This is a genomic window from Amycolatopsis sp., assembly GCF_035276945.1.
GTDB lineage: Bacteria > Actinomycetota > Actinomycetes > Mycobacteriales > Pseudonocardiaceae > Amycolatopsis_E.
This window is the reverse complement of the sequence record NZ_DATELF010000099.1, coordinates 14,109-34,834: the sequence shown is the minus strand read 5'-3', so window position 1 is coordinate 34,834 and position 20,726 is coordinate 14,109. Positions and strand designations below refer to the sequence as shown.

At 71.9% G+C, this 20,726-nt stretch carries 19 protein-coding genes and 1 pseudogene; 19 read left to right on the top strand and 1 reads right to left on the bottom strand.

Annotated features, from left to right (window positions below):
• The first annotated feature begins 2 nt into the window (after positions 1-2).
• The 16 genes and pseudogenes from pyrF to VJT49_RS16935 all read left to right on the top strand — a co-directional run bounded on the left by pyrF (position 3) and on the right by VJT49_RS16935 (position 15,566).
• Positions 3-821 carry an orotidine-5'-phosphate decarboxylase gene (pyrF, locus tag VJT49_RS17010; protein ID WP_324165802.1) on the top strand — a complete coding sequence of 273 codons (819 nt, stop codon included), beginning with the start codon at positions 3-5 and terminating at the stop codon, positions 819-821.
• A 118-nt stretch (positions 822-939) separates the two neighbouring features.
• Complete coding sequence (mihF, locus tag VJT49_RS17005; RefSeq protein WP_017983071.1) at positions 940-1,257, top strand: integration host factor, actinobacterial type; 318 nt, start codon at positions 940-942, stop codon at positions 1,255-1,257.
• 11 nt (positions 1,258-1,268) lie between these two features.
• On the top strand, positions 1,269-1,862 hold the full coding sequence (gene gmk / locus VJT49_RS17000) for a guanylate kinase (RefSeq protein WP_324165801.1): 594 nt from the start codon (positions 1,269-1,271) through the stop codon (positions 1,860-1,862).
• A gap of 19 nt (positions 1,863-1,881) precedes the next feature.
• Entirely contained in the window at positions 1,882-2,154 is a 273-nt protein-coding gene (gene rpoZ / locus VJT49_RS16995) for a DNA-directed RNA polymerase subunit omega (RefSeq protein WP_324165800.1), read from the top strand.
• A gap of 64 nt (positions 2,155-2,218) precedes the next feature.
• Positions 2,219-3,451: a bifunctional phosphopantothenoylcysteine decarboxylase/phosphopantothenate--cysteine ligase CoaBC gene (gene coaBC, locus VJT49_RS16990; RefSeq protein ID WP_324165799.1), complete on the top strand. Its 1,233-nt coding sequence runs from the start codon at positions 2,219-2,221 to the stop codon at positions 3,449-3,451.
• A 59-nt stretch (positions 3,452-3,510) separates the two neighbouring features.
• On the top strand, positions 3,511-4,719 hold the full coding sequence (metK, locus tag VJT49_RS16985; protein WP_324165798.1) for a methionine adenosyltransferase: 1,209 nt from the start codon (positions 3,511-3,513) through the stop codon (positions 4,717-4,719).
• A 35-nt stretch (positions 4,720-4,754) separates the two neighbouring features.
• Positions 4,755-6,905 (top strand): primosomal protein N', encoded by a 2,151-nt coding sequence (locus VJT49_RS16980; protein ID WP_324165797.1) that lies wholly within the window; start codon positions 4,755-4,757, stop codon positions 6,903-6,905.
• 132 nt (positions 6,906-7,037) lie between these two features.
• Positions 7,038-8,794 (top strand): annotated as a pseudogene (gene ggt / locus VJT49_RS16975) (gamma-glutamyltransferase).
• Between the two features lie 72 nt (positions 8,795-8,866).
• Positions 8,867-9,832 (top strand): methionyl-tRNA formyltransferase, encoded by a 966-nt coding sequence (gene fmt, locus VJT49_RS16970; protein WP_324165796.1) that lies wholly within the window; start codon positions 8,867-8,869, stop codon positions 9,830-9,832.
• The gene (locus VJT49_RS16965) at positions 9,829-11,244 is read left to right on the top strand and encodes an RsmB/NOP family class I SAM-dependent RNA methyltransferase (RefSeq protein WP_324165795.1); all 1,416 of its coding nucleotides are present in this window, start codon (positions 9,829-9,831) and stop codon (positions 11,242-11,244) included. The genes fmt and VJT49_RS16965 overlap by 4 nt, the downstream gene beginning before the upstream one ends.
• A complete protein-coding gene (locus tag VJT49_RS16960) occupies positions 11,241-11,750 on the top strand; it encodes a flavoprotein (RefSeq protein ID WP_324165794.1) in 510 nt (169 codons plus the stop codon). Before VJT49_RS16965 ends, VJT49_RS16960 begins: the two co-directional genes overlap by 4 nt.
• Before the next feature lie 75 nt (positions 11,751-11,825).
• Positions 11,826-12,509 carry a ribulose-phosphate 3-epimerase gene (gene rpe, locus VJT49_RS16955; RefSeq protein WP_324165793.1) on the top strand — a complete coding sequence of 228 codons (684 nt, stop codon included), beginning with the start codon at positions 11,826-11,828 and terminating at the stop codon, positions 12,507-12,509.
• Between the two features lie 41 nt (positions 12,510-12,550).
• Complete coding sequence (locus VJT49_RS16950; protein ID WP_324165857.1) at positions 12,551-13,186, top strand: riboflavin synthase; 636 nt, start codon at positions 12,551-12,553, stop codon at positions 13,184-13,186.
• Between the two features lie 91 nt (positions 13,187-13,277).
• Complete coding sequence (locus VJT49_RS16945; RefSeq protein ID WP_324165856.1) at positions 13,278-14,537, top strand: bifunctional 3,4-dihydroxy-2-butanone-4-phosphate synthase/GTP cyclohydrolase II; 1,260 nt, start codon at positions 13,278-13,280, stop codon at positions 14,535-14,537.
• Positions 14,534-15,040 (top strand): 6,7-dimethyl-8-ribityllumazine synthase, encoded by a 507-nt coding sequence (gene ribH / locus VJT49_RS16940; protein ID WP_324165792.1) that lies wholly within the window; start codon positions 14,534-14,536, stop codon positions 15,038-15,040. The genes VJT49_RS16945 and ribH overlap by 4 nt, the downstream gene beginning before the upstream one ends.
• 124 nt (positions 15,041-15,164) lie before the next feature.
• On the top strand, positions 15,165-15,566 hold the full coding sequence (locus VJT49_RS16935; RefSeq protein WP_324165855.1) for a PH domain-containing protein: 402 nt from the start codon (positions 15,165-15,167) through the stop codon (positions 15,564-15,566).
• Positions 15,567-15,808: 242 nt separating this feature from the next.
• On the opposite strand, the gene VJT49_RS16930 is transcribed toward VJT49_RS16935, so the two are convergent.
• Complete coding sequence (locus VJT49_RS16930; protein ID WP_324165791.1) at positions 15,809-16,588, bottom strand: exodeoxyribonuclease III; 780 nt, start codon at positions 16,586-16,588, stop codon at positions 15,809-15,811.
• A gap of 188 nt (positions 16,589-16,776) precedes the next feature.
• Here VJT49_RS16930 and uvrC point away from each other — a divergent pair, with 188 nt between their 5' ends.
• From uvrC to VJT49_RS16915, 3 genes are all read left to right on the top strand, one after another.
• On the top strand, positions 16,777-18,744 hold the full coding sequence (gene uvrC, locus VJT49_RS16925) for an excinuclease ABC subunit UvrC (protein WP_324165790.1): 1,968 nt from the start codon (positions 16,777-16,779) through the stop codon (positions 18,742-18,744).
• A gap of 81 nt (positions 18,745-18,825) precedes the next feature.
• Positions 18,826-19,683, top strand: coding sequence for an RNase adapter RapZ (gene rapZ, locus VJT49_RS16920; protein WP_324165854.1), 858 nt, complete (start codon positions 18,826-18,828; stop codon positions 19,681-19,683).
• A gap of 14 nt (positions 19,684-19,697) precedes the next feature.
• Complete coding sequence (locus tag VJT49_RS16915) at positions 19,698-20,657, top strand: uridine diphosphate-N-acetylglucosamine-binding protein YvcK (RefSeq protein WP_324165853.1); 960 nt, start codon at positions 19,698-19,700, stop codon at positions 20,655-20,657.
• The last annotated feature ends 69 nt before the right edge of the window (positions 20,658-20,726 follow it).

Here is a 20,726-nt window from a genome sequence, read left to right as displayed (position 1 = left end):
TAATGAGGACTGACCCGTTCGGCGCAAGGCTGGCCAAGGCCCTGGCGGCGCGAGGCCCGCTGTGTGCCGGAATCGACCCGCATCCGGGCCTGCTGGATGCCTGGGATCTGTCGCGAAATGTGCACGGAATGGAAAATTTCGTGTTGAAAGCGGTGGATGTGCTCGCGCCCGAGGTAGCCGTGGTCAAGCCGCAGTCGGCATTTTTCGAGGCTTACGGAGCGTCCGGAATCGCGGTTCTGGAGCGGGTGATCGACCACGCCCGCTCGGCCGGCGCGCTCGTCCTGCTGGACGTCAAGCGCGGTGACATCGGCTCCACCATGGCCGCCTACGCGGCCGCCTATCTCGGGGGCACGAGCACCCTGGACGCCGACGCGATCACCGTCTCGCCCTACCTCGGATTCGGCTCGCTGGCACCCGCTCTCGAGGCCGGCGGGAAGGGGTTGTTCGTGCTTGCCCGAACCTCCAATCCCGAGGCTGCCCAGCTGCAGAATGCCTTGCTGGACAACGGAAAGACCGTTGCCCAATCCATTGTGGACAGCGTCGCGGAGCGTAACGCGGGTGCTGGTCCGCTCGGCGACGTCGGGGTCGTCGTCGGCGCGACCGTGGCCCCCGGCGAACTCGACCTCGGCGCACTCGGCGGGCCGATCCTGGCGCCCGGTTTCGGTGCCCAGGGCGCGGGTGTGGCGGAGCTGCACCGGCTGTTCGGCAGGGAGCTGCGCGGCGTGCTCCCGGCGTCATCCCGCGGCTTGTTGCGGCATGGTCCGGACCCCGCGGCGCTGCGCGACGAAGTGCGCCGAGTCGCCGCGTCGCTGGCCGGATGAGGGCTAATATCAGGCCCCGCAATCGGAACGGACCGGCCACCCCCGCATTGTGGCCGGTGGCCAGGGGTGGGTACCGTCGCGTCACCCACCCAGAATTTTGAGTACTACGGAGGAAAACGTGGCACTTCCCCAGCTGACCGAGGAACAGCGCAAGGCGGCGCTGGAGAAGGCCGCTGCCGCCCGCCGTGCCCGTGCTGAGCTCAAGGAACGCCTCAAGCGGGGCGGAACCACCCTGACCGACGTGCTGAAGCAGGCCGACGAGGACGAGGTCCTCGGTAAGATGAAGGTCTCCGCCCTGCTCGAGGCTCTTCCCGGCGTCGGCAAGGTGCGCGCTCAGCAGACGATGGAGCGCCTGGAGATCGCGCCAAGCCGGCGGCTGCGCGGCCTTGGTGACCGGCAGCGGAAGGCGCTGCTGGCCGAGTTCAGCGGCGAGTGAACGACGTAACGATGGCAGTGGCAGGTGAGCCGGGGCCGGAACGGACAGCGTTCCGGCGTCGGCTCACCGTCGTCTCGGGTCCCTCCGGGGTCGGCAAATCCAGCGTGGTCTCCGCGTTGCGGCGGCTGAAGCCGGAGATCTTCTTCAGCGTTTCGGTGACCACCCGTTCCCCGCGGCTCGGCGAGGTCGACGGGGAGCACTACCACTTCGTGGACCGGGCGACCTTCGACAAGCTGGTCGAGGCCGGTGAACTGCTCGAACACGCCGAGTTCGCGGGCAACTGCTACGGCACGCCGCGGGAGCCGGTCGAACGGGCGCTGGCCGAGGGCAGGCCCGCGGTGCTGGAGATCGAGCTGCAGGGGGCGCGCCAGGTCCGCGCGGCGATGCCCGACGCGCGCCTGGTGATGCTGATGCCGCCGTCCTGGGACGAACTGGTGGGCCGGCTCACGGGCCGCGGCACCGAGCACGAGGCGGCGGTCCGGGCAAGGCTGGCCGAGGCGGAGCGCGAGCTGGCGGCTGCCGGCGAGTTCGACGCGCGGGTGGTGAACGCCGACGTGCGGGAAGCCGCCGAGCGGTTGTTAGACTTGATGGACCAAGACTTCTAGTGATTCGGGAGCAACGCGAGTGAGTGCGGCGCTGGGTATCCACGGCGAGGAACTGGAAGGCATCACCAACCCGCCGATCGACGACCTGCTGAGCAAGGTCAGTTCCAAGTACGCGCTGGTGATCTACGCGGCCAAGCGCGCCCGTCAGATCAACGACTACTACGCCCAGCTCGGTGAGGGTCTGCTGGAGTACGTCGGCCCGCTGGTCGAGCCGGGCTCGCGCGAGAAGCCGCTGTCGATCGCGCTACGCGAGATCCACGCCGGCCTGCTCGAGCACACCGAAGGCGAGTGACGACGGGCGGTGGCAGCGCCCAGTCGACGCGATCGCGCAGGCGCGTGGAGTCGCGGACAAGCCGGTGAGTAAGCCCAGGGTCGTGCTGGGTGTAGGCGGCGGGATCGCCGCCTACAAGGCTTGCGAGGTGCTTCGCGGGCTGACCGAGACCGGTCACGACGTCCGCGTGGTGCCCACCGAGGCCGCGCTGAACTTCGTCGGCGCGGCCACCTTCGAGGCACTGTCCGGGCATCCGGTGCACACCGGCGTGTTCACCGAGGTGCCCGAGGTGCGGCATGTGCGCGTCGGCAAGGAAGCCGATCTGGTGCTGGTCGTGCCCGCCACCGCCGACCTGCTGGCCCGCGCCGCCCACGGCCGCGCCGACGACCTGCTGACCGGCACCCTGCTCACCGCCCGGTGCCCGGTCGCGTTCTTCCCGGCGATGCACACCGAGATGTGGGAGCACCCGGCGACCCGCGACAACGTCGCGCTGCTGCGCTCGCGCGGGCTCGTCGTCGCCGAACCCGCGTCGGGGCGCCTGACCGGCGCGGACACCGGTAAGGGCCGGCTCGCCGACCCGGCCGAGATCGTCGAACTGGCCCGGTTGCTGCTCGCCGAGCCCGCCTCGCTGCCCCGCGACCTGGAGGGCGTGCGGGTGCTGGTCACCGCGGGCGGCACCCGGGAACCGCTGGACCCCGTGCGCTACCTGGGCAACCGATCGTCCGGCAAGCAGGGCTACGCACTGGCCCGCGTGGCCGCGCAGCGGGGCGCCGAGGTCGTCCTGATCGCCGCGCACACCGCCGCGCTGCCGGAGCCTGCCGGGGTCGAGCTGCGGCACGCGTCCACGGCAGAGGAACTGCGTGTGGCCGTGCACGAGGCGGCCCCCGGCTGCGACGTCGTGGTGATGGCCGCGGCCGTGGCGGACTTCCGCCCGGCGACGCGGGCCGGATACAAGATCAAGAAGTCCGAGGGTCAGCCCGATTCGGCGATCACCCTGACCCGCAACGCGGACATCCTCGCCGAACTGGTGCGGAAGCGGACCACCGGCCAGCTCGTCGTCGGGTTCGCCGCGGAGACCGGGGACGAGCGCGGTTCGGTGCTCGACCACGGTCGGGCGAAGCTCGCCCGCAAGGGCTGTGACCTGCTGGTGGTCAACGCGGTCGGCGACGGCCGCGCCTTCGAGGTGGAGGAGAACGCGGGCTGGCTGCTGGCCTCGGACGGCACCGAACGCCCTATCCCACTCGGCTCGAAGTCGCAACTCGCGACGGCGGTGTGGGATGCGGTGGCCGGACTGGTCTCGCGTCGAGCGCGCCCTTAGGTTGGCTCAGTAGGCTGAAGATCGCCCGACGTGGTCGGAGATGGGAAGGAACGAGCACCGTGACCGAGTCGACCCACAGGTTGTTCACTTCGGAGTCGGTGACCGAGGGGCATCCGGACAAGATCTGCGATGCGATCAGCGATTCGATCCTGGACGCGTTGCTGGCCAAGGACCCCCGCTCGCGGGTCGCGGTCGAGACGATGATCACCACCGGGCAGGTGCACGTCGCGGGCGAGGTGACCACCGAGGCCTACGCCGATATCCCGACGACCGTGCGGGAGAAGATCCTCGAGATCGGGTACGACTCGTCGGCCAAGGGCTTCGACGGCAACTCGTGCGGGGTCAACGTGGCCATCGGGGCGCAGTCGCCGGACATCGCGCAGGGCGTGGACACGGCGTACGAGTCACGAGTGGGAGGAACGCCGGGAGAAAACCCGGACGAGATCGACCGGCAGGGCGCCGGCGACCAGGGCCTGATGTTCGGTTACGCCTGCTCGGACACGCCCGAGTTGATGCCGTTGCCGATCGCGCTGGCGCACCGGCTCTCGCAGCGGTTGACGCGGGTCCGTAAGGACGGCGTGCTGCCGTACCTGCGCCCGGACGGCAAGACTCAGGTGACCATCGCGTACGACGGCGACAGGCCGGTGCGGCTGGACACCGTGGTGGTCTCCACCCAGCATGCCGAGGGCATCGACCTGGACACGATGCTGGGCGTGGATGTGCGTGAGCAGGTGGTCAAGCCCGAGCTGGCGGCGATCGACCTGGACTCGGCGGAGGTCCGGCTGCTGGTGAACCCGACGGGCCGCTTCGTGATCGGCGGTCCGATGGGCGACGCGGGCCTGACCGGCCGCAAGATCATCGTGGACACCTATGGCGGCATGGCGCGGCACGGCGGTGGCGCCTTCTCCGGCAAGGACCCGTCGAAGGTGGACCGGTCGGCCGCGTACGCGATGCGCTGGGTGGCCAAGAACGTGGTCGCGGCGGGGCTGGCGACACGGGTCGAGGTGCAGGTCGCCTACGCGATCGGGAAGGCGTCGCCGGTCGGGCTGTTCGTGGAGACCTTCGGGACCGAGACGGTGGATCCGGCCAAGATCCAGCGCGCCATCTCGGAGGTGTTCGACCTGCGGCCGGCGGCGATCATCCGGGACCTCGACCTGCTGCGCCCGATCTACGCGCAGACCTCGGCCTACGGCCACTTCGGCCGCCCCGAGCTGAACCTGCCCTGGGAGTCCACCGACCGCGCGGACGCCCTGCGCGCCGCCGCGTAGCCCGGGTTGCCGGGGTGGGCTGGTAGAGAACGGGTGTGAGCGGGCCCGAGACGACCCCCCTGTGGGACCTGCCCGAGGCGAAACGCGCCTCGGGGAAGCCCGCCACGCGTAAGGGCCAGCAGCGACCCGCCGACCGGAACCCCGTCGCGCGGGTCGTGGTCGACGTTCCGCTGGCCCACCTGGACCGCACCTTCGACTACCAGGTTCCCGACCGGCTGGACGAGGCGGTGGTGCCCGGCTGCCGGGTGCGGGTGCGCTTCGCCGGGCAACTGGTGGACGGTTTCGTCACCGAACGCGCGGAAACCAGCGAGCACACCGGACGGCTCGCCTTTCTCGAGCGGGTCACCTCCAGCGAGCCCGTGCTGAGCGGCCGTCTCGCCGTGCTCGCCCGTGCCGTCGCGGACCGGTACGGCGGGACCATGATCGACGTGCTGCGCCTGGCGATCCCGCCCCGCCACGCCAAGGCCGAGAGGGAGGCCCGCAGCGGGCCCGCGGTGTCGTCCGGGGACGCAACCCGGGCGGGCCCCCAGGCCGATCTGCCTTCTGGGGGTGCGACCCCCGGACCCCGTCCGGGGGCAAGCCCCCGGACCCCCCTGGTCCCGGCTCAGCCGGACCCGAGTGGCTGGGCGCGCTACCAGCGCGGTCCGGCCTTTCTCGACGCGCTGCGGGACAGCAGGCAGGCGCACGCCGCGTGGCAGGCGCTGCCGGGGGAGGACTGGCCGTCCCGGCTCGCGGAGGCGGCCGCGGTGGTGGTGGCGGGTGGTCGTGGCGCGCTGCTGGTCGTGCCCGACCAGCGGGACCTGGTCCGGCTACACGCCGCCTGCGCGCGGCTGGTGGGGGAGGATGGCGTGGTCGCGCTGTTCGCCGACCTCGGCCCCGCGGAACGGTACCGGCGCTGGCTGGCGGTCTCCCGCGGCAGCGTGCCCGTCGTGGTCGGTACGCGCGCGGCGATGTTCGCGCCGGTCGCCGATCCGGGGCTGTTCGTGGTCTGGGACGACGGCGACGACCTGCACGCCGATCCCCACATGCCCTACCCCCAGGTGCGCGACGTGCTCACGCTGCGTGCGCACGCGGACCGCGCATCCCTGGTGGTCGCCGGGTTCGCGCGCACGGCGGAGGCGCAGTCGCTGGTCGAGTCGGGGTGGGCGCATCCCGTCGTCGCTTCGCGAGACGAGCTGCGCAAAGCGGCCCCGCGGGTGACACCGGTCGGGGAGGACTTCGACGTGGCGCGGGACGAGGCCGCGCGGGCGGCGCGCCTGCCCGCCGTGGCTTTCGAGGCGGCGCGGCAGGCCTTGGGCGCCGGTATGCCGGTCCTGGTGCAGGTACCGCGGCGCGGGTATGTGCCGGCTCTGGCGTGCGCGCGCTGCCGCGCCCCCGCGCACTGCCGCCGCTGCGCGGGACCGCTCGCCCTGCCGGGCGACGCCACCCGGCCGCCGAGCTGCCGCTGGTGCGGGGTGCCCGATGCGTCGTTCCGGTGCCCGGCCTGCGGATTCACCCGGTTGCGGGCGATGGTCGTCGGTTCGAAGCGCACCGCGGAGGAACTGGGCCGGGCCTTCCCGGGCACGGCCGTGCGAACATCGGGGGCACCGGAGGTGCTGGCCACCGTGCCCGGCAAACCCGCGCTGGTGGTCTGCACGCCGGGTGCCGAGCCCGTCGCCGAAGGCGGCTACGGGGCCGCGCTGCTGTTGGACGGCTGGGCGTTGCTCGGTCGTCAGGACCTTCGGGCCGCGGAGGAGACGCTGCGCCGGTGGATGGCCGCGGCGGCACTGGTGCGTCCGGCGTCGGCGGGCGGCCGGGTCGTCGTCGGCGCCGAGGCCGCGCTGGCCCCGGTGCAGGCGCTCGTCCGCTGGGACCCGGCCTGGCACGCCGAGCGTGAGCTGTCCGAACGGCGTGAGCTGGGGTTCCCGCCCGCGGTGCGGATGGCGAGCGTGGAAGGAAGCCCGGATGCGGTGGCCGCGTTCCTGGACGAGGTTTCGCTGCCCGCGTCGGGCGAGGTGCTGGGCCCGGTGCCACTCGGCGAGCCGGACGCGGACGGTCGCACCGAACGGGAGCGCGCCCTGATCCGCGTTTCCCGCACGGAGGGCCGCGTCCTCGCCGCGTCCCTCGCCGCCGCCCAGGCCGGCCGCGCCGCCCGTAAGGAGGTCAATCCGGTCCGGATCCAGCTCGACCCGCTCGAACTCATCTGAGTGCGTCGTCTTACAGGGTCTTACAGGGCTTTTCAGGGGAACTCGCGACCGTGTAATGCGGTGTAGTGCGGCTGGCGGTTGAAGGACCCGTCAACGGCAGGCAGACTGCGGCGAGTGCGACGTTTTCCTGCCCTGGCCCTTCTTGTCAGCGCGGCGCTGGTCGCTCCGGCGACCGTCGCCCAAGCCGCCGAACCATCGCCGAAACAACCGGTCGCGGTCGGCTATCTCGGTGCGGTGTCGAGCATCGACGCCGACGCCAGCGCGATCGGGATCGACGTGCTGCGGCAGGGCGGCAACGCCGTCGACGCGGCGGTCGCCACCGCGGCGGCCCTCGGCGTCACCGACCCGTTTTCGGCGGGCATCGGCGGCGGGGGCTTCCTGGTCTACTACGACGCCCGCACGCATCAGGTGCACACGATCGACGGCCGCGAAACGGCGCCGTCTTCGGCCGACGAGAACCTCTTCCTGGAAAACGGCAAACCGCTCCCGTTCGCCGACGCGGTGACCAGCGGCCTGTCCGTCGGGGTTCCGGGCACGCCCGCCACCTGGGCGACCGCCCTCCGCGACTGGGGCACCCGGTCGCTGGCCCGGCTGCTCCAGCCCGCGGCGCAGCTCGCGCGGAGAGGCTTCGTGGTCGACCAGACGTTCTCCACGCAGGTCGCCGACAACGAAAAGCGTTTCTCGGCGTTCCCCGGCACACGGCAGCTGTACTTGCCGGGCGGCGCTCCACCCGCCGTCGGCAGCACGTTCACGAATCCCGATCTCGCCGCCACCTACGAAACGTTGGCCCGCCAAGGCACGCAGGCGTTCTACCGCGGGCAACTCGCCGCCGAGATCGCGCGGACGGTCCAGCAGCCGCCCGTCGACCCCGCCTCCGGGCTGATCGTGCGGCCCGGGAAGCTGACCGCGGCGGACATCGCGGCCTACCGGACCATCGAGCGCGAGCCGACCCACACGCGTTACCAGGGCCTCGACGTCTACGGGATGCCAGCGCCGTCGTCCGGCGGGCTCACCGTCGCCGAGGTGTTGAACATCCTGGAGAACTTCGATGTCGCGAAGCTGAGCCAGGCCGACTACCTGCACTACTTCCTCGAATCCACCCGGCTCGCCTTCGCCGACCGGAACCGCTGGATCGGCGACCCCGCGTTCGCCGACGTCCCGGCAAGGGAGCTGCTCAGCCAGCGGTTCGCGAACACCCGGGCCTGCCTCATCGATCCCGCCCACGCCGCGACCGGCACCGTCGCCCCGGGCGACCCGCGCGCTCCGCGGCCGTGCGCCGCCACCGCGGCGGCCGCGCCGACGCCCTACGAGGGCGAGAACACCACGCACCTGACCGTCGCCGACCGCTCTGGGGCAACGTCGTCGCCTACACGCTGACCATCGAGCAGGAGGGCGGCAGCGGCATGGTGGTGCCCGGCCGCGGATTCCTGCTCAACAACGAGCTGACCGACTTCTCGTTCACCCCGGCCACCCCGGGCGTGCCGGACCCGAATCTGCCCGGACCCGGCAAGCGGCCGCGGTCGTCGATGGCTCCGACGATCGTGCTCCGGCACGGGGCGCCGTTGCTGGCCGTGGGATCTCCCGGCGGCCCGTCGATCATCACCACGGTGCTGGAGGTGCTGCTCGGGCGGCTGGATCGCGGACTGCGGCTGGTGGACGCGATCGCGGCGCCCCGGGCGTCGCAGCGCAACTCCGGCCCGGCGCAGGTCGAGCAGGCGTTCCTCGACCAGCCGGCGACCGCCGACCTGGTGGCCCGCGGCCAGCTGTTCTCCGGTTCGCCCGCGGAGATCGGCGCCACCACCGGGGTCGAGCGGCTGGCGGACGGCCGCTGGCTCGCCGCGGCGGAGCCGGTGCGGCGCGGCGGGGGATCGGCCATGGTGCTGCCGTAGGGAGGCGCTCCGTGATCGGTCTCTAGACTGGGCTGCGATGTTCGCCCAGCCTGTCCTCGCCGAGGTGCCGTGATGCGCCTCGTGTTCGCCGGCACCCCGGAACCCGCCGTGCCCGCCCTGTCCGCCCTGCTCTCCTCGGCGCGGCATGAGGTTGTCGCCGTGGTCACCCGCCCGGACGCCCCGGCCGGGCGCGGCCGGAAGCTGGTGCGGTCCCCGGTCGGCGCGCTCGCCGACGAGCACGGGATCGAGGTGCTCACCCCCGCGAGGGTCGGCGACCCCGGATTCCTCGGCCGGTTGCGGGAGCTGGCGCCGGACGCCTGCCCGGTGGTGGCCTACGGTGCGCTGCTGCCTCAGCGGGCGCTGGACATCCCCGTCCACGGCTGGGTCAACCTGCATTTCTCGCTGCTGCCGGCCTGGCGTGGCGCGGCGCCGGTGCAGGCCGCCGTCCGCGCGGGCGACGAGATCACCGGGGCGTCGACCTTCCAGATCGTGCACGAGCTGGACGCCGGGCCGGTGTACGGCGTGGTGACCGAGAAGATCGGGCCCACGGACACCGCGGGCGAGCTGCTGGACCGGCTGTCCAGATCGGGCGCCCGCCTGCTGGTGTCCACAATGGACGGAATCGAGGACGGTTCGCTTCGGGCCGTCCCACAGCCCGCGGACGGGGTCAGCTACGCGCCGAAGGTCACCGTGGAGGACGCCAAGGTCTCCTTCGCCGGTCCGGAGGTGGCGGTGGACCGGCTGGTACGGTCGGTCACCCCGGAGCCGGGCGCGTGGGCGGAGTTCCGTGGCGAGCGGCTGAAGCTGGGCCCGGTATCGATCGTGAACGACACCAACGACACCGACGACACCGACGACACCGACGACACCGTGGACCTGGCTCCGGGCGAGTTGAAGATCGAACGCAGGCGTGTGCTCGTCGGCACCGCCGGCCGGCCCGTCCGGCTCGGTGAGGTGCAGGCCCAGGGCAAGAAACGGATGGCCGCCACCGACTGGGCCCGCGGCGCGCGGATCGAGCGAGGGGAGTGGCTGCGATGAGTGAACGCAGGCCGTCGCGGCCGAGCCGGGGCAGGCCGGCGCCCCGCAAGCAGGGGCCACGTCGCCCGCCGGCGGAGGATCCGGCCCGGCGGGTCGCGCTCGACGTGCTTCGCGCGGTCCGTGAGCGTGACGCCTACGCGAACCTGATGCTGCCGGAGATGCTCCGCCGGCGCGGGGTGACCGGCCGGGATGCCGCACTGGCCACCGAACTGACCTACGGCGCGGCCCGCGCCCAGGGGTTGCTCGACGAAGTGCTCACCGCCTGCCTCGACCGCCCGTTGTCCAAAGTAGACGGTGTGCTGCTGGACTGCCTCCGGCTGGGTGCCTACCAGTTGCTGCGCACGCGCATCCCGGAGCACGCCGCGGTGGCCGCCACGGTCGATTTGGCCCGTGCCGACACCGGTTCGCCCGCCGCCGGTTTCGTCAACGCGGTGCTGCGGAAAGTGTCCGAAAAGGACGAAGAGGGCTGGCTCCGGCAGCTCGCGCCGGATCGCGATGCCGACCCGATCGGGCACCTCGCGCTCCGCGCCGCACACCCGCGCTGGGTGGCGCGCGCGTTCGCGGAAGCCTTGGGCGACAAGGGCGCGGACCTCGAAGCGGCGCTGCAGGCCGACGACGCCCGGCCCGCGGTGCATCTCGCCGCGCGGCCCGGCGAGATCAGCGCCGACGAACTGGCCGCGATCACCGGCGGCGAGGTCGCGCCCTATTCGCCCTACGGCGTGCATCTGCCCCCGGGTGCGGGCGACCCCGGCGACTCGGAGCCGATCCGTGAGCGGCTGGCGGCGGTGCAGGACGAGGGCAGCCAGCTCTGTGCGGTGGCGCTGACCCGCGTTCCGCTCGACGGGCCGGACGAGCGCTGGCTCGACCTGTGCGCCGGCCCTGGTGGCAAGGCGGCGCTGCTCGGCGCGCTCGCGGCGACCTCCGGCGCCGCCCTGGACGCGGTGGAGCAGGCGCCTCACCGGGCTCGTCTGGTCGAACAGGCAACCGAAGGACTGCCGGTCGCCGTGCACGTCGCCGACGGGCGCGAACCCGGTCTCGAGCCGGGCTTCGACCGCGTGCTGGTGGACGCGCCGTGCACTGGGCTCGGTGCGCTGCGCAGGAGACCGGAGGCGCGCTGGCGGCGGCAGCCGTCCGACGTCGCGGAGCTGACGAAGCTCCAGGGCGAGCTGCTGGCCTCGGCACTCGAGCTCGCCCGTCCCGGCGGAATCGTGGCGTACGTGGTGTGCTCGCCGCATCTGGCCGAGACCGAGGGCGTCGTCGGCCAGGCCGCGCGGCGGGCGAAGGCGGAGATGCTGGACACCCGCGAGTTCTTCCCGGGCGTGCCGCAGCTCGGTGACGGCCCCTACGTACAGCTCTGGCCGCACCGGCACGGCACGGACGCGATGTTCTGCGCCCTGCTGCGCAAACCATGAGCCGGGTACTGGGGCTGGTCGCGAGCTCGTGCGGCGGCCTGGACGCCCGGTTCCGCACGGAGATCGCCGAACCGGCCGCCGAGCGGGGCTGGCGCCTGGCCATCACCCTGACCCCGACCGCGGCCCGCTGGCTGGACGCCGCGGGCGAGATCGCCAAGCTGCAGGACCTGACCGACCTCGAGGTGCGCAGCACTTCCCGGTTGCCCACCCAACCCCGGCCGCATCCCGATCCCACGGTGTTCCTGTTCGCGCCCGCCACGGCCAACTCGGTGGCCAAACTCGCCCTCGGCATCGCCGACAACCAGGCGCTCACCGTCCTCGGTGACGCGCTCGGCGACCCGGCGGTGACGATCGTGGTCGGGTACAGCGTGCGGGACCCCAGGGCGGGCCATCCGGCGTGGCGAGGCCACCTGGACGCGCTGCACTCGGCCGGGGTTCGCACGGAGCGCCTGGACGGGGCGTGGCGGCTGGTCCTAAACGCCCTGCCCGGAAGCACCCGGCCGTGAGCCGCCGCCGGGCGCCGGCCCGATCCCAGACCTGACTCCAGGGCCGCCCCCAGTGCTCACCTACGATGCGTAGTCGTGGCCCATCGACCGCTCATCGCGCCCAGCATCCTGTCCGCCGACTTCGCCCGTCTGGGGGAAGAGATCCGTGCCGCGCGCGGGGCCGACTGGGTGCACGTGGACGTGATGGACGCCCACTTCGTGCCCAACCTGACCATCGGGCTCCCGGTCGTGCGGTCCCTGCTCGAGACGACCGACGTGCCGCTGGACTGCCACCTGATGATCGAGGACCCGGACCGCTGGGCGATCGGCTACGCGGAGGCCGGTGCCCACAACGTCACCGTGCACGTCGAGGCGGCCCACGATCCGGTCATGCTCGCCAAGAACCTTCGCGCGGCCGGCGCGAAGGCCGGCTTGTCGGTCAAGCCCGGCACGCCGCTGGAAGACCACCTCGACACCCTCAAGCACTACGACACGCTGCTGGTGATGTCGGTCGAGCCCGGGTTCGGCGGCCAGGCGTTCATCCCCGACGTGCTCGACAAGGTCCGCACCGCGCGCAGGCTGGTGGACACCGGGCACCTGAAGCTGCTCGTGGAGATCGACGGCGGGATCAACGCCGACACCATCGAGCAGGCCGCCGAAGCGGGTGTCGACTGTTTCGTCGCCGGGTCCGCCGTGTACGGAGCCGGCGATCCGGGCAAGGCGGTCGAGGCGCTGCGCGAGCGGGCCGCGTCGGCGGCCAGGGGCCGGAACGACTCGTGAGCGGCCTCGCTCACCACAACGCGAAACAGGAGGCGACGGGAATGTTCACCGGTATCGTCGAGGAGCTCGGTGAGATCACCGGCGTGACCCAGTTGCCCGACGCGGCGCGGTTCACCGTGCGCGGCCCCCTCGTCAGCTCCGACGCCCGGCACGGCGACTCCATCGCGGTCAGCGGGGTCTGCCTCACGGTCGTCGAGGTGTCCGGCGACGAGTTCACCGTGGACGTGGTCCACGAGACGCTGCGGCGTTCCCGGCTGGCCAAGATCGCCGCCGGTGACCGGGTGAACCTGGAACGCGCCACCGCGGTCGGCGCGCGGCTCGGCGGGCACATCATGCAGGGCCACGTCGACGGCACCGGCGTGTTCCTGTCCCGCGACGCCGTCGGCCTGACCAGGTTCGCCCTGCCGCGGGAGCTGGCCCGGTACGTGGTCGAGAAGGGGTCGATCGCGGTCGACGGGATCTCCCTGACGGTGACGAGTGTGACCAACGACGAGTTCACGGTGGCCTTGATCCCGACCACACTGGAGTTGACGACGTTGGGCCGTGTGCGGGCGGGCGACCTGGTCAACCTCGAAGTCGACGTGATCGCGAAGTACGTCGAGAAGTTGGTCTCCCCGCATCTGGCCGGCCTTTCGGAGGACAATGGGCGACGGGGCACCACCGAGGAGGGCGCATGAGCCCGATCATGCGGTCCCACCGGGTGTCCCGCAGGGCACGGGAGGACGCGTGACGACAGGGACACCGTGTGGTGCCGGGGTGCCGCTGGACATGGCCGGGATCGAGCGCGCGATCGCCGACATCGCCGCGGGGCGGCCGGTGATCGTGGTCGACGACGAGGACCGGGAGAACGAGGGCGACCTGATCTTCGCGGCCGAGAAGGCGACACCCGAGCTGGTCGCCTTCATGGTCCGCTACACGTCGGGCTACATCTGCGTCCCGCTCACCGAGCCGGACTGTGACCGGCTCGACCTGCCGCCGATGTACCACACCAACCAGGACGTCCGGGGCACCGCGTACACGGTGACCGTGGACGCCTCGCACGGGGTCAGCACCGGGATCTCCGCCGCCGACCGCGCGCACACCATCCGGTTGCTCGCCAACCCGAAGGCCGGGGCCGACGACTTCCGCAGGCCCGGTCACGTGGTGCCGCTGCGCGCCAAGGAGGGTGGCGTGCTGCGCCGGCCCGGGCACACCGAGGCGGCCGTCGACCTGGCCAGGCTCGCCGGGCTGCAGCCCGCCGGGGTGCTCTGCGAAATCGTCTCGCAGAAGGACGAGGGGGACATGGCCCGCCGCGACGAACTCGAGGTCTTCGCCGCGGACCACGACCTGCAGATGATCACCATCGCCGACCTGATCGCCTACCGGCGGCGCACCGAGAAGCAGGTCGAGCGGGTCGCCGAGGCGCGGATCCCGCTGGAGGCCGGCATTTTCCGGGCCATCGGTTACGACAGTCTGCTCGACGGGATCGAGCACATCGCCTTCGTCTACGGAGACATCGGCGACGGCGAGGACATCCTGGTCCGGGCGCACTCGGAATGCCTCACCGGTGACGTCTTCGGGTCCCTGCGCTGCGACTGCGGCCCGCAGTTGCAGGCGGCGCTGGAGACCGTGGCCACCGAGGGGCGGGGAATCGTGCTCTACATCCGCGGGCACGAAGGGCGTGGCATAGGGCTGCTCCACAAGCTGCAGGCCTACCAGCTGCAGGACGACGGGGCGGACACGGTGGACGCCAATCTCGCGCTGGGTGTGCCCGCCGATGCCCGTGACTACGGCACCGGCGCGCAGATCCTGTGCGACCTCGGCGTCAGGTCGATGCGGCTGCTCACCAACAACCCGGCCAAGCGGGTCGGTCTGGAGGGCTACGGCCTGCGGGTGACCGGTCGGGTGCCGTTGCCGATCTCGCCCAACCCGGAGAACCTGCGCTACCTGCGCACGAAACGGGACCGGATGGGGCACGACCTGTCGCAGCTCGAGGACTTCGACCAGGTCGGCGCCAATGTGCAGACCACGGGGGATGGTGCTCAATGAGCGGCGAAGGACGTCCCGACGTCGAGCTCGACCTCAGCCAGTGCGAGAACCTCAAGCTCGCGATCGTCGCCACCCGCTGGCACGCGAAGATCACCGACGCCTTGCTGGCCTCGGCGCTCTCGGCGGCGAAGGAGGCGAAGCTGTCCGAGGAGCCGACGGTCGTGCGGGTCGCGGGGGCGGTGGAACTGCCGGTCGTGGCGCAGTCGCTGGCCCGCGACCACGACGCGGTCGTCGCGCTCGGCGTGGTGATCCGCGGGGGCACCCCGCATTTCGAGTACGTGTGCGACTCCGTGACCGCCGGGCTCACCCGGGTCGCGCTGGACGAAGGCACCCCGGTCGGCAACGGCGTGCTCACCTGCGACACCGAGCAGCAGGCGCTGGACCGGTCCGGGCTGCCGGGGTCCAAAGAGGACAAAGGCCGGGAGGCGACGCTGGCCGCGCTGGACACCGCGCACGTGCTGCGCTCGCTGCGCCAGCCGTGGACCGAACGGGACTTCGTGTGAAAACACGTGCGTCAGGCCGCGGCCGTCAAGGTGACCACCGGGCGCGCCCGCGCAAGATCGCGGAGGGGACAGTGTGAGTGATACCGGCACAGTCGTGGTGATCCGGCCGTGGCGGGCGGCGTGGATGTCCGCCGTGGTGGCCGTCGTGCTGCTCGTCGTGTTCGCGGTGGTCGCCGTGCTGCTGCGTGGTTCGGACACGGGCGCGATCTTCCGGCTGTCCGACCAGATCGCCATGATGGGCGTCGGGGTGCTGCTGGCGGCCGCGTCGATGTTGTTCGCGACCCCGAGGGTGCGGGCCGACGCCGACGGCATCGAGGTGCGCAACGTGCTCATCGGCCGGAAGTTCGGCTGGCTGGACGTGCTCGGGGTGAGCTTCCCGGACGGGGCCTCGTTCGCGCGGCTGGAACTGCCGGAGGACGAGTACTACGGGCTCCTGGCGATCCAGGCGGTGGACCGGGAACGGGCGGTGGAAGCGGTGCGGGCACTGCGGCGGCTGCACAAGCAGGCCTGGGCCGGGCAGCGGTGACCTTTCCCGCGGAACGCGTCGCGCCCGTCACCGGCGCCGCCTCGCCGCGCGGGATCGGTCGGGTCGCGGGGCCGGCATGTCGCCGTCCTGGACGTGGATGCCGCGGGTGCGGGGGAAGTCGCGGCTTCGGTGGCCGGGTTACCCGGCGTGCGGGCTGGTCTCCTGAAAGGATTCGCGGCCTGACTCCGTGGGATCCTGGCTAGGGGATCATGGCAGGTGACACGCTCTAAAGGGTGAGATCGCTAAAGGGTGAGATCGACGACGACGGGAGCGTGGTCGGAGGCGCCCTTGCCCTTGCGTGCCTCTCGGTCGACGTAGGCGTCGGCGACCGCGCCGGTGAACTTCGCGTCGGCGTAGACCAGGTCGATGCGCATGCCGTTGTTCTTGGGGAACGCGAGCTGCCGGTAGTCCCAGTAGGTGTAGGGGCGGTCGTACTTCAACGCCCGGGGCACCACATCGGACAGGCCCGCTTCGCGCAGCCCGGCCAGTGCCTTCCGCTCGGGCTCGGTGACGTGGGTGGCGCCGTCGAACAGGCTGATGTCCCACACGTCGTCGTCGGCCGGGGCGATGTTGAAGTCGCCCAGCACCGCGAGCGGCCGGTCCTCGGCCGACTCCGCGACCACGGTGGCGCGGAGGGCCTCCAGCCAGCGCAGCTTGTAGGCGTAGTGCGGATGCCCCGGCTCGCGCCCGTTGGGTACGTACACCGACCACACCCGGACGCCGCCGCAGGTCGCCCCGATCGCCCGTGGCTCGGTGGCGTCCTCGTAGCCCGGCTCGTCGACCAGTCCCCGCCGCACGTCCTCGAGCCCGGCCTTGGACAGGATCGCGACCCCGTTCCAGCGCCCAAGGCCGTAGGCGGCGACCTCGTAACCGAGCGCGGACACCTCGTCGCCCGGGAACGCTTCGGTCGCGCACTTGAGCTCCTGGAGGCAGAGCACGTCGGGCTGGGCAGCCGCCAGCCAGGGCAGCAGGCGGGGAAGCCGCGCGGCGATCGAGTTGACGTTCCAGGTCGCGATCCGCATGGCGCCGAGAATCCCACACCGCGCTGGTGAGCCGATCAGGACTCCCCTTGGCGACGGCGCTACTCAGCCGTGCCGAACCCAGCGCCGTCGAAGGTGCGGTACCAGTTCGCCGGGGTGCCGGCGCGTGTTCGGGCGCCCTGACCCAGGGGTGTGCGGAACTGTCGGAGGGGCGCCATAGGCTTGCAGGCGTGGCTGACCCGTCCACCTACCGTCCCTCGCCGGGGAGCATCCCGGACGCGCCCGGCGTGTACAAGTTCCGCGATGCCACGCAGCGGGTCGTCTACGTCGGCAAGGCGAAGAGCCTGCGCAGCAGGCTGAACTCCTACTTCGCCGACCTGTCGGGGCTGCACCCGCGCACCCGGCAGATGGTGACCACGGCCGCCGCGGTCGAATGGACGGTGGTCTCGACCGAGGTCGAGGCACTCCAGCTCGAGTACAACTGGATCAAGGAGTTCGACCCGCGGTTCAACGTCCGGTACCGCGACGACAAGTCGTACCCGGTACTGGCCGTGACGCTGCGCGAGGAGTACCCGCGGCTGCACGTCTACCGCGGCCCGCGCAAGAAGGGCGTCCGCTACTTCGGCCCGTATGCGCACGCTTGGGCCATCCGGGAGACGCTCGATCTCCTGCTCCGTGTGTTCCCCGCGCGAACCTGCTCCAACGGCGTGTTCCGCAGGCACACCCAGATCGGGCGCCCGTGTCTGCTCGGCTACATCGACAAGTGCTCGGCGCCGTGCGTGGGCAAGGTGACCGCCGAGGGGCACCGCGCGATCGTCGAGGACTTCTGCGACTTCCTCGCCGGCCGCACCGACGCCATGGTCCGCCGGCTCGAGAAGGAGATGGGCGAAGCCGCCGAGGCGCTGGAGTTCGAGAAGGCGGCCAGGCTGCGGGACGACATCGGCGCGCTCCGGCGGGCCATGGAGAAGCAGGCCGTGGTGCTGGGCGACGGCACTGACGCCGACGTCATCGCCTTCGCCCACGACGAGCTCGAAGCCGCCGTGCAGGTGTTCCACGTGCGCGGCGGCCGGGTGCGTGGCCAGCGGGGCTGGGTGATCGACAAGGCCGAGGAGATGGGCGTCCCCGGGCTGGTCGCGCAGTTTCTCTCACAGTTCTACGCCGAGCAGGTGGAACTGTTCGTACAGAGCCCGGAAACCGGCTCGCCGGTGCCGCGTGAGGTGCTGGTGCCGGAACTCCCCGGGGACGCGGACGCGATCAGCGAGTGGCTGTCGGGGCTGCGTGGCTCGCGGGTGCAGTTGCGGGTGCCGCAGCGCGGGGACAAGCGGGCGCTCGCGGAAACCGTGCAGCGCAACGCCGAGGAGGCCTTCGCCCAGCACAAGCTGCGCCGCGCGGGCGACCTCACCGCCCGGTCGGCCGCGCTCGCCGAGTTGCAGGAGCAGCTCGGCCTGGACAGCGCGCCGCTGCGCATCGAATGCGTGGACATCAGCCACATCCAGGGCAGTGACGTGGTCGCCTCGCTGGTGGTCTTCGAGGACGGCGTGCCCCGCAAGTCCGAGTACCGCCGGTTCGCCCTGCGCGAGGCGGCCGACGAGGGTGACGTGGCGTCGATCGCCGAGGTGGTGCGGCGGCGCTTCGCCCGCTATCTCAAAGAGACCGCCGCGACCGGGACCGGGACGAGCACCGACGAGGGGGAGCGGCCCGGTATCGACCCGGAGACCGGCCGCCCGCGCAAGTTCGCCTACCCGCCGAACCTGCTCGTGGTGGACGGCGCGGGCCCGCAGGCGACGGCGGCGGCGGACGTGCTGGCCGAGCTCGGCATCACCGATGTGGCCGTGGCCGGGCTGGCCAAGCGGCTCGAAGAGGTGTGGTTGCCCGCCGACCCCGATCCGGTGATCCTGCCGCGCACCTCGGAGGCGCTGTACCTGCTGCAACGCGTCCGCGACGAGGCGCACCGATTTGCGATCCGCTATCACCGGGAGAAGCGTTCGAAGCGGGTGCAGGCCTCCGCGCTGGACGGGGTGCCTGGCCTCGGGCAGGCCCGCAAGACCGCGTTGATCAAGCACTTCGGCTCGGTGAAGAGGCTGAAGCAGGCAGGGGTGGACGAGATCGCGCAGGTGCCGGGGATCGGCAGGCGTACCGCCGAAACGATTTACGCGGCACTGGCGGCCCAGGAGCCGGCTGAGAAGAGCCGTCCGTGAAGGCCCCCGGCCGCGGGTGGCCTGCCCGAAGGACCTAGCAGGGGAGAGGGAGCGATGAGCGAGGACGAGCGAAGTTCGGGGATGGAGGTCGCGGTCGTCACCGGGCTGTCCGGGGCGGGTCGCAGCACCGCCGCCAAATGCCTGGAGGATCTCGGCTGGTTCGTGGTCGACAACCTGCCGCCGGAGCTGATCGCGACGATGGTCGAGCTCGGCGCGCAGGCCAGGGGGGCGATCACGAAGGTGGCCGTGGTGATGGACGTCCGTTCGCGGGCGTTCACCGACGACCTGGCCTCGGTGATCAAGGATCTGGACGCCCGTGGCTACAAGCCGCGCGTGCTGTTCCTGGAGGCCACCGACGCGGTGCTGGTGCGCCGGTTCGAGCAGGTCCGGCGCGGCCACCCGATGCAGGGGGACGGCAGGCTCGCCGACGGAATCACGGCCGAGCGGGCGCTGCTGGCGCCGCTGCGGGAGGAGGCCGACCTGGTGCTCGAGACGTCGGCGCTGTCGGTGCACGACCTGCGTGCGAAGATCGAGGACGCGTTCGGCTCGGACTCGGCCACCCAGACCCGGGTCACCGTGCTGTCCTTCGGCTACAAGTACGGTCTGCCGATGGATGCCGACCTGGTGATGGACGTGCGGTTCCTGCCGAACCCGTTCTGGATCCCGGAGCTGCGCGAGCACACCGGGCTGGACGCCGAGGTCCGCAACTACGTGCTGTCCCAGGAAGGCGCCGAGGAGTTCCTCGACCGGTACCACCAGTTGCTACGGCTGATCGGCGCCGGGTACAAGCGGGAAGGAAAGCGTTATCTCACCATGGCGGTCGGCTGCACCGGCGGAAAGCACCGCAGTGTGGCCATCTCCGAGGAACTGGCCTGCCTTATGTCCAATGAGGACGGTATGGCGGTCAAGGTGATCCACCGGGATCTGGGTCGCGAGTGAGCGGAATCCAACCGCTGCGCGCCGTCGCGCTCGGTGGCGGCCACGGGCTGCACGCGACGCTGACCGCGCTGCGCAGGATCACCGCGTGCGTCACGGCGGTGGTGACGGTCGCCGACGACGGCGGCTCGTCCGGCCGCCTGCGGCGCGAACTCGGGCTGCTGCCGCCGGGGGATCTCCGGCAGGCGCTGGCCGCGCTCGCGGCGGCCGAGGACGGCGGGTCGTTGTGGGCGGAGGTGTTCCAGCACCGTTTCGGCGGCAACGGCGCGCTGACCGGTCACGCGGTGGGCAACCTGTTGCTCGCCGGCTTGTTCGAGGTGCTCGGCGATCCGGTCGCCGCGCTGGACGAGGCGCGCAAGCTCATCGGCGTCTCCGGCCGGGTGCTGCCGATGTCGCCGGAGCCGCTGGAAATCGAGGCGGAGGTGTCCGGACTGACCGACGACGGTGCGGTGCGGACCATTCGCGGGCAGGTCGCGGTGGCCACCACACCGGGCCGGGTGCGGCGCATCGAACTCCGGACCCCGCAACGGCCGGGCGGGGCGCCGCGTGCCTGCGCCGAGGCGGTGGACGCGGTGCTCGGCGCGGAGGCGGTGTTCCTGGGACCGGGCTCGTGGTTCACCAGCGTGCTGCCGCACCTGCTGGTGCCCGAGTTGCACGATGCGCTGGTGCGCAGCGAGGCGACCAAAGTCGTGATCCTCAATTTAATCCCCCAGCCGGGGGAGACGGCGGGCTTCTCGCCCGAGCGGCACCTGGACGTACTCTTCCAGCACGCGCCCGATCTCCGGGTGGACGTGGTGATCGCGGATCGTGGTTCCGTGGCGGCGCCGGCCCGGCTCAGTGACGCCGCGGCGGGACTGGGGGCGCGGACGCTGTTCGCGGACGTCGCTGACCCGAAGGTGGCTGGTTCGCACGATCCGGATGCGCTCGCGGGCTGCGTGCGGGAAGCTCTCGAACTGATCGGGCGCCGGAAGAGCTAGGAGAGCTGGTGCGAAGAGAAGTGGCGCCACTCGCCGCCGGCACGGCGCGCAGGGGGCGAAGAGGGCTAG